Raw genomic sequence first — 11141 nt, forward strand, 5'->3', positions numbered from 1 at the left:
GACAAATAAAAGAATTATTGCCTGAAGGCATCAATTGGAGGTAAGTATGACAAATCAAATGAACAAAATCAAATCAATGACAGTTGCAGCAATGTTATGTGCAGTGGGAATTATCATCCCGATGTTTTCCCCTTTGAAAATATTAATTGAACCGGCATCCTTTACCTTAGCAAGCCATGTAGCAGTATTTATCGCTATGTTTATATCTCCTGCCGTTGCAATTTCTGTTGCGGCGATTACCGGTGTCGGATTTTTCATTGCTGGTTTTCCTATGGTTGTTGTATGGAGAGCATTAACCCATATCATATTTGCTACACTAGGAGCATTGATGTTAAAGAAGAACGGTAATATCCTATTATCATTCAAAAGCTCCATACCATTCGCATTATTAATCTCTCTGGTTCATGCGATCGCGGAAGTATTCGTATCAACCATATTCTATTTTGGAGGAACCGCTGATACTACCACCTATATTGTGAATGTACTTCTGCTGGTTGGTGTAGGAACTGTCGTACACAGCTTATTTGACTTTGCAATTGCTGTTGCTGTTTGGAAGCCACTACAGCATGTGATTAGCATTCCTGCCAATGCTAAGATTAAGGCTAGATAGATTACTACAAATTTAATCATTTTTACTACGAGATATACATTTTCCATAATGTTATATTAAGCGGCTGATGAAAGCTGTAGTGCGGAGATTATATCCTTTCCTAATCTCTTTCACTACATTTTCCATCAGCCATTATTGATTCGATAAGTTGTTTTCTACTAAGTTGTTTTCACAAATTTATAAATTCTATTGTAATTTATTGTGGCTTGTCTTAAACTGTTGTTGTATATCATACTTACTTTCAATATATAAGGTAATAGTTAAAATCCAATTACATACTAGTATTACACCTGTACTATTACTGATATAAAATAATGAATAAAGAGGGTATTAACAATGAAACAATTTCTAGATCAAGATTTTCTGTTATCGACAGATACCGCAATCCATTTATATCACAATTTTGCTGCTAAGCTGCCTATTATTGATTATCATTGCCATATTAACCCCAAGGAAATTGCTCAGGACAGGCGTTTTGATAACATAACCCAGATATGGCTTGGCGGAGATCACTACAAGTGGCGCTTAATGCGTGCGAATGGATTAGATGAAGCATACATTACCGGGAACGCATCGGATAAAGAGAAATTTATAAAGTGGGCAGAAACCTTAGGCAAATCCATCGGTAATCCACTCTATCATTGGAGTCATCTCGAATTACAACGTTATTTCGACTATCACGGAGTGTTAAATAAGAACACTGCAGAAAAGGTATGGGAATTATGTAATGAAAAGCTCGCAGATAAGTCCATGAGCGCTCGTAATATCATAAGAAAGTCCAACGTAACACATATCTGTACAACGGACGACCCTGTGAATCGCTTAGAATGGCATCAGGAAATATCAAAAGCTTCTGAGTTTGATGTCAAAGTTTTTCCGGCTTGGCGACCGGACAAAGCCATGAATATTGAAAAAGAGGATTATCTTCAGTATCTTGATACCTTAAGTAATGTATCTGGAATCCAGATTACCAGCTATGATTCCTTAATGAATGCATTAAATAAGCGTATTGAGTTCTTCCACAGCCAAAATTGTCGTATTTCTGACCATGGTCTTGATTATATCATGTATGCACCTGCTTCAGAGGATACTATTCGCTCCATATTTGCAAAGCGTCTAAACAATATTCCTCTCACTGAGCAGGAAACGCTCCAATTTAAAACCGATTTCCTAATTCAAATGGGGAAAACATATCACAAATATGGGTGGGTTATGCAGCTTCACTATGGATGCAAACGCAATAATAATTCCCGTGCATTTCAGGTACTGGGTCCTGATACTGGCTTCGATTGCATCAATAATTATGCTCCGGCAGCACAGATGGCAGACTTTCTGAACGCGTTGAATATAAAGGACCAGCTTCCCAAGACGATTATTTATAGCCTGAATCCTACGGATAATGCTGCTATCGGAACCATAATCGGATGTTTCCAGGATTCCAGTGCTGTTGGAAAGATCCAACACGGAAGTGCATGGTGGTTCAATGACCATAGAACAGGAATGACCGATCAGATGACTTCGCTGGCTAATGTTGGTTTCCTGGCAGGCTTCGTCGGAATGCTTACTGACTCCAGAAGCTTTCTGTCCTATCCAAGACACGAATATTTCCGCCGAATTCTCTGTGATTTATTCGGAAAATGGGTAGAGAACGGTGAATATCCTCAGGACTATGAAACCCTGAAGGAGCTTGTAGAAAATATCTCCTATTATAATGCATACCATTACTTCGGATTTGATCAACTGAAATAAGAAAGATCTCTGTCCATGAGCTTCCCGGTTATTGTGGTTGCGTTTATTTTTCTTTTTAATTATATACCCCTGAAAATCAGATCTAATAAACTTCAGTCTATAGATAGCGATCTGATTTACAGGGGCTTTTGTGTATTAGCTATAATATGTAGCGTTCTTTATTATTATTTTCATTCCTTATTCTTCATACATTTATAGAGCATTATCCTTAATGTATTTTATAAGTTCATCAACCTGGGTAAATGCCAGAGCCACCACTGTATCAGCCGCTCCATAATATATAGCAATTCTACCAGTCGCAGCATCCTGCAAGGTTGCACACGGGAAAGTAACATTCGGTACATCTCCCACACACTCATATATTTCTTCCGGGTGGAATATAAACGGTTTACATCTGTATTTTACCTTCCAAGGCTCATCGATATCCAGAATAGCAGCACCCATAGAATAAATCATACCATTGCAGGTTGTTCCTACTCCATGGAAAATAAGCAGCCAGCCTTCGTCCGTCTCAATCGGAATGGGGCCTGCGCCAATCTTCGTCCATGCCCAGCCTTCCGCCTTCATGACATAACGATGATAACCCCAATGCTCCATATCAGGACTTTGGCTGAGATACATATCACCGAATGGAGTATGTCCGTTATCGCTGGGACGAGAAAACATCATATACTTGCCGTTAATCTTACGTGGGAACATTACCCCATTCCGATTAAATGGAAGAAATGCATTTTCTAATTGATAGAATTTCTTGAAATCATAGGAATAAGCAACCCCGATTGTAGGACCATGATAATTGTTGCACCAGGTAACATAGTATCTGTCCTCAATCCAGCATACACGTGGATCATAGCCACATGCAACACCAACCTGTTCTTCCTTCTGATTGAATAAAGGCATTGGATCATGTTCAATATCCCAATCGATACCATTTTGACTCTTTCCTAAAAACAAATGTTGCTGCATCGCTTTATCATCGCTTCTAAAAATGCCAACAAATGCACCATCCTTAGCGACAACAGCACTATTGAATATACTATTGGCACCTGGTATCTGGTGTCTGTGAATAATCGGATTATTACTGTATCTCCAGACAATATCATTACAGCCTTGTGGTCTTTCCTGCCACGGTATATTGGGTAAATTCGCACCTATTATCATAATAACCTCCATTGTAATTTAATAAATGTACTGTGCATTAATCGTGCATTCATAGTGCATTTTATGTACCCTATTATACCAATGTAATACCAATTTGTCCACCCTTTCTTGTTACTTTTACGATAATTATCATTTAACGCAAAGGATGGCGTATTTAGATCAGAACCACAAAATAAAATCCATTGAGTAGTTTGACAAATTCTTGATAAACTATTATAATGAAGCCCTAAGATAGGTTTTTAATTTAATTAAATATATTTTATTTACAGGAGGATAACTTATATGGCATTAGTGTCTGCAAAAGAAATGCTAACAAAGGCAAAACAAGGAAAGTACGCTGTTGGTCAGTTCAATATCAACAATCTTGAATGGACAAAGGCCATCTTATTAACAGCAGAAGAGATGAAATCACCCGTAATTCTTGGTGTGTCAGAGGGTGCCGGAAAATATATGTGCGGTTATAAAACAGTCGTAGGTATGGTAAATGGCATGTTAGAGGAATTAAAGATTACAGTTCCTGTTGCTCTTCACTTAGATCACGGTAGCTATGATGGAGCTCTCGCTTGTATCGAAGCAGGATTTTCTTCCGTAATGTTCGACGGTTCTCATTATCCCATTGAAGAGAATATCAAGAAAACCAAGGAATTAGTATCCATATGTAACAGCAAGGGTCTTTCTATTGAAGCAGAGGTTGGATCTATTGGTGGTGAAGAAGACGGTGTTGTTGGAGCTGGTGAATGCGCAGATCCCAATGAATGCAAGGCAATTGCTGATTTAGGTGTAACAATGCTTGCTGCAGGTATTGGAAATATTCATGGTAAATATCCTGAAAACTGGCCGGGTCTTAGCTTCGAGACTTTGGATGCTGTTCAGCAAAAGACAGGTGACATGCCTTTAGTACTTCACGGAGGTACCGGTATTCCTGAGGATATGATTAAGAAAGCGATCTCTCTTGGTGTAGCTAAAATCAATGTAAACACAGAATGCCAGTTAGCTTTCCAGGAAGCAACACGTAAGTACATTGAGGAAGGCAAAGATTTATCCGGCAAAGGCTTTGATCCTCGTAAATTATTAGCTCCCGGTTTTGAAGCAATTAAAGCTACTGTTAAAGAAAAAATGGAATTGTTCGGATCTGTTGGCAAAGCTTAATTATGTAGTAACATAAGTAATTATATAAATAACACTGGATTTTGTATCACGATCGGAGTGACAGGATATAGAATCTCAGTGTTATTTCTATTATAATCCAGGATATTACTATGAAATATATATCACAATATAATATCACTATTTCATGGAATGTTGTAAATCTATGCAGCATAAGGGATATCACAGACTGTGATTTTATTGTTGAATTACATTTTTTGTAAATTATCCACGCAGCATTGTTGATAGTGTGGATAAATGGTAATTTTTTACTGATGGTGCAAAATAATACATATTTTTATTATTTTATATATAGATAGCAGATAATGATCCGCTCTAGTATGGTTCAAATATTATATGGAATACGACTTTACAAAACCATTAATAATGGTTAATATTATGATATATATAACAGAACATAAGATAGGAGAAATGGTTATGCATAATATATATGAAATATCCCCAAGTATTTATTGGATTGGTGGCAGTGATCGACGTTTGGAGCGTTTTGAGAACATGTTTCCATTACCTAACGGCGTAGCATATAATTCATATTTGATATTGGATGAGAAAACAGCTGTCTTAGATACCGTTGATTCTTCCATTAGTGCTCTTTATCTTGAGAACATTACACATGCGCTCAATGGCAGATCTCTTGATTATCTGATTATAAATCATATGGAACCTGATCATTGTGCAAATATCGAAGAAATTGTACGAAGATATCCGAATGTAAAGTTGGTCGGCAATCAAAAAACCTTTCAGTTGATGAGGCAGTATTACAGCCTTGACATGTCTTCCAATTACTATGAAGTGAAGGAGGGAAATGAACTCTCACTTGGAAGCCATACCTTACGCTTTTATTTTGCTCCTATGGTGCACTGGCCTGAGGTAATGTTTACCTATGAGACTTCTAAGGGCATACTGTTCTCGGCAGATGCCTTTGGATCCTTTGGTGCCTTTGCAGGTAATCTTTTTGCTGATGAGGTTGAGTATGATAGTTATTATCTGGATGAAGCCAGACGTTACTATACCAATATTGTAGGAAGATATGGCCCACAGGTACAGGCAATTATGAAAAAACTGGCCGGTCTGAAGATTACCATGATTTGCTCCTTACACGGACTTATCTGGCGTGGTGAAAATATATCCTATATTCTTGACAAATATGACTTATGGAGTCGTTATGTACCCGAGAAAAAAGGAGTTGTACTGGCATATGCCTCCATGTATGGTAATACCGAGAATGTCATGAATTCATTGGCCATAAAGTTGGCAAAACGCGGGATCAAAGACATGCGTATGTATGATGTTTCCAAGACTCATCCATCCTATATCATATCCGACGTATTTAAATATAGTAATGTGGTATTTGGTTCTCCAACCTATAATATGCATTTATACTTTATGATGGATTCCTTATTAAGGGAACTCGCTGTCCTTGGAATTAAAAACCGCAACGTCACTTTACTCGGCAATCATTCCTGGTCTTCTGCAGCACTCAAGGGGATGACAGAAATCGTTGAATCCATGAAGGAGATGACTCTTGTCGGTACACCCATCGATATTAAGTCTACCTTAAAGCCGGAAAATGAGCATGAGTTAGATGCAATTGCTGATGCGATTGCTGAATCTTTAAAAGAATAAAATGCCTTTGTATATATAAGCAGGGATTATAATTTACCTCATACGCAGACGGAAGTATCTTCTCCGATACTGCGTTATGGCAAATCATAATCCCTGCTTATATTTATTACATTCGCACCTTGATTTAAGTCAACACTTCTTATAACATGAATTCCTCTATTACATATGCTACGCCATCTTCTTCATTGGAATAGGTAACGTAATCTGCCTCCGACTTGATTTCTTCAAATGCATTTCCCATGGCAACTCCTAGTCCGGCATAACGTATCATATCCAAATCATTTCCTGCATCGCCCACGCATATTACTTCCTCACGATTTAGACCAAGCTGTGTGGCAACAGCAGAAACTCCTGTTCCCTTATTCACCGTTTTGTCCAGGAACTCTAAAAAATACGGAGCACTTCGAAGTATTGTGTATTTATTTTTGATTGAAGCTGGAAGCTTAGGAATGATTTCATCCAACTTATCCGGTTCATCAACAAACATCACCTTTACGATAATGGTTGAAGCATCTATCTCTTCAACTGCACCTTCAATAATCGGTATCTGATTTATACTGGATTCAATCTGAGTAAAAGGATTGTTTTTCGGTGTTAGCACACTCTGATCGGTGAGAGCATGAATGTTCACACCTAATTCCAGACTTAGTTTATACAGTTCTTTATAGGCACTGAGAGATAATGGCTTATTATATATGATCTCTTTCGATTTTGTACTCTGAACAAGTGCTCCATTAAATGCAACAACATAATCATTTTCATCATATAAGTTCAATTTCTCAATATATCTCATTACGCCGTTTAACGGTCTTCCTGTTGCCAATACAAGCTTTTTTCCCTTTTCCTTCAAGCGATAGATTGCTTTTAACGATCTTTTTGATATTTCCTTTTTTTCATTAAGAAGTGTTCCGTCCATGTCGACTGCTATCAGTTTATACATCTTTTCCTCCAATAAAACTCCAATTGCTTTAGAAAATATCATAAAACGACGAAAAAAGCAAGTATGGAATTCTATTTTACCGGTGTAAAGGTAAGCTTTGCATTCTCGGGCGCTGAGCCGGTGTGTGACCAGACGATGATCTTCGTACCATTACTGCTCTTCTGTCCTGAAGCATTGACAGCTAATTGCTGCTTCCCATAGTCCCTGATGGTACAGAATTTACTGTACTTATTTATGCGCCATGCATGGGCAGTATTAGAAACAATCAGCTGGTCACCATCTTTGGAGGATCCCTGTGCAAGGTATTGTCCGCCCTCTGTCATAATTACATACTTAGGACCACGATCCTTATCATAATTGATCAGCTTGACGGTAAACTTATCTGCGGGCTCAGTGTCCCATAGCTCAATATAACCATTCACAATCTTTAGATACTTCCCATAGACACCTATGGTATATGTGCCATTATCCAGTAAATCTCCTGTAGCAGCCGTGTCCAGAACCATAACCTCAAAGGAAACATCTGTCTTCACTCCATCATAGTAGCACTCCATTTTCTTAATTCCCGCAGCTGTGAATTTATATCCATCTGTAACCTTGACCGTATTAGACACCAGAAAATGAACCTTGGAGTTGTCAAGTACTTTCCGTGTTCCATCAATATCCTCTGAATGTAGTATAAAGCCCTTGATTTCAAAAGGCTCGCCAATTTTATAGACTTGTTTGCCGGGATACTGGATTAGACGATATTTTAATGTGGAATTATAGGGCGAAGGTTCATATTTTGTTAAAGGCGTAGTAGGTAGTTTGCCACCTCTTGCCAGTCTTGAAGCATTCATATAGCCGACCCTTCCATCCTTTACCACGATAGTAAGATCCTCTCCATAATATACTCTCTTACCATTATACATTCCCACGGATGCATTTCTTGGGAATACAATCTTGCCGTCCGGTCCTACATAATCATAATTTACATTATAGAACAGACCACGACCAGATGCACTAAAGGTTAGATAAGACGGAGTGATTACTTCTCCTTTATCATTCACAAGGGCGTATAAGCTTGGACCTAGCTTTGCTGCAAAGGTACCTTCTATTATCGCTCCTATAGAATAGTAGGAACATGGTATCAGCATCTTCCCTGTTTTCAAATCAAACAAACCGTATAAAGCGCTTCCACTGGAATCATCAGCAGCTACAAAATAATCCCCATCTTCATTAATTATCCAATACTTACATGGCAGAAGCACTTTTCCCTTCGTATTCACTATACCACATTTCCCATTCTGCTTAACTAAGGCATATCCATTCTTTGCTCTTGTCCACTGATCAGTTACTGCATAATCATACTCGAAGGGTAGAAGCACCTTGCCCTGTAGATTTACAAGTCCCCATTTTCGATTGCCTTTCTTATCCGTTTGTGTCACCCAAAGGGTATCATCTACACTTACTTTGGAGAAGGCTTCCCACCAGTTAAGGGTGTACGGGGAATTAAGGTTCTTATGAGTATATGCCTTGCCTGTTTTTATTGATACGACACCGGTGTAGTTTCCCTTCTTATCCTGAATATGGAAGTATCCATTCCCAATGACTGTCTCCGATGTCATTTGATCAACTACCGCATTTTCAGATTTAGGTATTTTAGAACCATTCATCTTGTAAATATTACCGGCAACGAATGCCTTATTTACCGAGTCATATTTTGGACCAAATTCATAATCAAATTCAAACGGTAGAACTGCCTTATTCTTTATATTAATAACACCAACTCTGGCACCACCCTCTTTCTTGCCACCAGATACATCCTTTGCTGTAATAAATAAATTATATTCCGGAACAATCTGCATATTGGCATCAGCAGGATACCATCCTGTAGCAGAATTTCCACGGATACCACCGTGATACTGAGCTTTGATAACCACTCCCTTATTCCCTACTACACCGGCTGCAAGATACTTACTAAAAGAGATCGTGCCTCCGTCCCTTTTTAAGGTCAGTTTTTCCTTTTTTACCTGGTGATAAATCATATAGGGTCCCGCTTGCGGATAAATACCATTATAACGGTAGGGATAGGGACCACCGGAAAGAATTTCCTTACCATTTTTATCAATCACTTGAGCATAAATTAGATATGCATAGCTCTTACTCGGATTGGGATTTGATACACCCTTTGACAAATCTACCGTTTCTACCTTTCCTGTAGGTACCAGGGCATATCCTCCGTTAAAATCGTATTGCACAGATATTCGATTGCTGCCAATATTTTTATAATAGTCGGAGCGGTCATCCGCTATATCCCATTCAGCACTGCGGCTTAATGGCTCATAATTAGCGGGAGTACCTTGAGCTGTTGCATCAGAGCCACTAACTGGGTATTTTGGCTTTACAATTTCCTTACCCTTCTCAAAGTTCCAGTAGCCAAGATAATACTTGTCACCTGTTTTTTTGATGATACGGCTGATACCTTCAACCGGTAGTCCTACCGCATGATATTGGCAGGGAATGACCTCCTTACCCTTGGTATCCAAAAGCCCCATTTTTCCGTCTCTTACCGCCTGAACATATCCATCAACGAATATGGTTTCCCTTAGTGGTTGATCAAGCGAACTATCTTCCTTCGCTGATATGTAATATGCCTCAATCTTATCATAGATCGGTTCTACGGCAAATTTACCGGTAGAGTCCACAAGGCCATATTTGATGTTAGAAAGGCTTCCATCTTTCGCTGCGTCTCCCACAGGTACCTTACGAAGTCCGTGATCAAACATAGCTTTCAATGTCTTTTTATATTCGTTCTCGGTACCTAGCCAGGTAACATCCTCATCGTTAAAATTCTTTGATGCTGCCGAAGCCGTCAGTTGTATCTGGGGCAGTATCATACATACAATCAGGATCATACTGAGTAATCGCTTTTTCATAAAATACTGTCTCCTTTCCTTTTATTGCTTAAATTGCTAAAAATATGTGAGGTCTTACCAGCCTTTGCGGTCAGACGCAGATGATGGAAGTCCTGATAGGTCTGAACCTTTATGATATCCTGGTAAGCCAGGGCGTAGGTGGAAAATCTATCCGTCTCAAAGGTAAATAAATGCGTTACCGGATCATAGGTTCCTTCTATTCTGCTTACCTCTCCGTTATGAACACGAAGTACATAAAACTCCCTGATTCTTACTTCACTCGTATTTCGAAGCTCTTCCGGTATTTCGATGCTAATACTGATTTTATCCTTGGTCTCGGTAACCTTTGTCTGTTCCTGGCTACCAACCTGCTTATACAGAGTCAAATCAATAAATAGCACCGGTATATCTGCCGCCTCATCTCCTGTAATACCATTTTCTTACTTATTCTTGTTCTAAAAGTTCTTGTAATCTTAGGGTTTCTTCCTCAGTAGCAGAGCGAATATGCTTTGCTTCACATGCTGGGCATTCCTCAATCTCTCCCAATCGATTGAAGATAAAGCCACAGATCTCACAGATGTATATCATATTACCCTCTCCTTTCCTATCGGACGAAATCCCATAATATATGCTGGAATACGATTCATGGGTTTTTTTATAAGAGAGTTATAACTTTTCTCTACTTCTCTATAAACCATGAGTTTATTCTCTAAAATTAATTGTGCTGCTGCGTCATTCTCCCCTCCTCGTTCCTGCATATGCAATCTTCGATGCATTTGCACTTGCTCGCTGATTATATCAAGGCTTTTCTTCTTTGCAGATACTTCTTTATAACTCACAGCAAACCACAATATAATAAATGCTGTAATGCAAACTCCCGCGATAAACCAACCAAGCGTAGCCGCTGTCACAAATCATCACCTCCCACTTCTTGTAGTATCATTATCAGTTAACACAATATTATCAGATTTTTTTCACTGAAAACCATCTA

10 protein-coding genes are annotated in these 11141 nt (G+C 38.7%); 4 read left to right on the forward strand and 6 right to left on the reverse strand.

The genetic code is table 11. From position 1 onward, the window contains the following. The first annotated feature begins 46 nt into the window (after window positions 1-46). Both H0486_RS14745 and uxaC read left to right on the forward strand, forming a co-directional pair. A complete protein-coding gene (locus H0486_RS14745) occupies window positions 47-610 on the forward strand; it encodes a hypothetical protein (RefSeq protein ID WP_228353718.1) in 564 nt (187 codons plus the stop codon). A gap of 336 nt (window positions 611-946) precedes the next feature. Beyond that, entirely contained in the window at window positions 947-2359 is a 1413-nt protein-coding gene (gene uxaC / locus H0486_RS14750) for a glucuronate isomerase (RefSeq protein WP_228353719.1), read from the forward strand. A gap of 192 nt (window positions 2360-2551) precedes the next feature. On the opposite strand, the gene H0486_RS14755 is transcribed toward uxaC, so the two are convergent. Then, window positions 2552-3520 carry a glycoside hydrolase family 130 protein gene (locus H0486_RS14755; RefSeq protein ID WP_330594546.1) on the reverse strand — a complete coding sequence of 323 codons (969 nt, stop codon included), beginning with the start codon at window positions 3518-3520 and terminating at the stop codon, window positions 2552-2554. A gap of 282 nt (window positions 3521-3802) precedes the next feature. Here H0486_RS14755 and fba point away from each other — a divergent pair, with 282 nt between their 5' ends. Then, window positions 3803-4669: a class II fructose-1,6-bisphosphate aldolase gene (fba, locus tag H0486_RS14760; protein WP_228353721.1), complete on the forward strand. Its 867-nt coding sequence runs from the start codon at window positions 3803-3805 to the stop codon at window positions 4667-4669. Window positions 4670-5104: 435 nt separating this feature from the next. Further along, on the forward strand, window positions 5105-6313 hold the full coding sequence (locus tag H0486_RS14765; RefSeq protein ID WP_228353722.1) for an FprA family A-type flavoprotein: 1209 nt from the start codon (window positions 5105-5107) through the stop codon (window positions 6311-6313). A 139-nt stretch (window positions 6314-6452) separates the two neighbouring features. On the opposite strand, the gene yidA is transcribed toward H0486_RS14765, so the two are convergent. The 5 genes from yidA to H0486_RS14790 form a co-directional block, all read right to left on the reverse strand. Next, window positions 6453-7253 carry a sugar-phosphatase gene (gene yidA / locus H0486_RS14770; RefSeq protein WP_228353723.1) on the reverse strand — a complete coding sequence of 267 codons (801 nt, stop codon included), beginning with the start codon at window positions 7251-7253 and terminating at the stop codon, window positions 6453-6455. 71 nt (window positions 7254-7324) lie between these two features. Continuing rightward, complete coding sequence (locus tag H0486_RS14775; protein WP_228353724.1) at window positions 7325-10171, reverse strand: WG repeat-containing protein; 2847 nt, start codon at window positions 10169-10171, stop codon at window positions 7325-7327. Beyond that, window positions 10168-10551, reverse strand: a complete 384-nt coding sequence (locus tag H0486_RS14780; protein ID WP_228353725.1) for a hypothetical protein — start codon at window positions 10549-10551, stop codon at window positions 10168-10170. Before H0486_RS14780 ends, H0486_RS14775 begins: the two co-directional genes overlap by 4 nt. Before the next feature lie 43 nt (window positions 10552-10594). Further along, window positions 10595-10738 (reverse strand): hypothetical protein, encoded by a 144-nt coding sequence (locus H0486_RS14785; protein WP_228353726.1) that lies wholly within the window; start codon window positions 10736-10738, stop codon window positions 10595-10597. After that, window positions 10735-11061, reverse strand: a complete 327-nt coding sequence (locus H0486_RS14790; protein ID WP_228353727.1) for a hypothetical protein — start codon at window positions 11059-11061, stop codon at window positions 10735-10737. Before H0486_RS14790 ends, H0486_RS14785 begins: the two co-directional genes overlap by 4 nt. Window positions 11062-11141 lie beyond the last annotated feature (80 nt).

It is taken from the genome of Variimorphobacter saccharofermentans, from assembly GCF_014174405.1.
In the GTDB taxonomy this organism is placed as follows: Bacteria; Bacillota; Clostridia; order Lachnospirales; family Lachnospiraceae; genus Mobilitalea; species Mobilitalea saccharofermentans.

Bases quoted from the DNA above. Each gene is read 5' to 3' on its own strand.
- H0486_RS14755 (WP_330594546.1), bottom strand. From the start codon at position 3,520: ATGATAATAGGTGCGAATTTACCCAATATACCGTGGCAGGAAAGACCA.
- H0486_RS14765 (WP_228353722.1), top strand. From the start codon at position 5,105: ATGCATAATATATATGAAATATCCCCAAGTATTTATTGGATTGGTGGC.
- H0486_RS14745 (WP_228353718.1), top strand. From the start codon at position 47: ATGACAAATCAAATGAACAAAATCAAATCAATGACAGTTGCAGCAATG.
- yidA (WP_228353723.1), bottom strand. From the start codon at position 7,253: ATGTATAAACTGATAGCAGTCGACATGGACGGAACACTTCTTAATGAA.
- fba (WP_228353721.1), top strand. From the start codon at position 3,803: ATGGCATTAGTGTCTGCAAAAGAAATGCTAACAAAGGCAAAACAAGGA.
- H0486_RS14785 (WP_228353726.1), bottom strand. From the start codon at position 10,738: ATGATATACATCTGTGAGATCTGTGGCTTTATCTTCAATCGATTGGGA.
- uxaC (WP_228353719.1), top strand. From the start codon at position 947: ATGAAACAATTTCTAGATCAAGATTTTCTGTTATCGACAGATACCGCA.
- H0486_RS14775 (WP_228353724.1), bottom strand. From the start codon at position 10,171: ATGAAAAAGCGATTACTCAGTATGATCCTGATTGTATGTATGATACTG.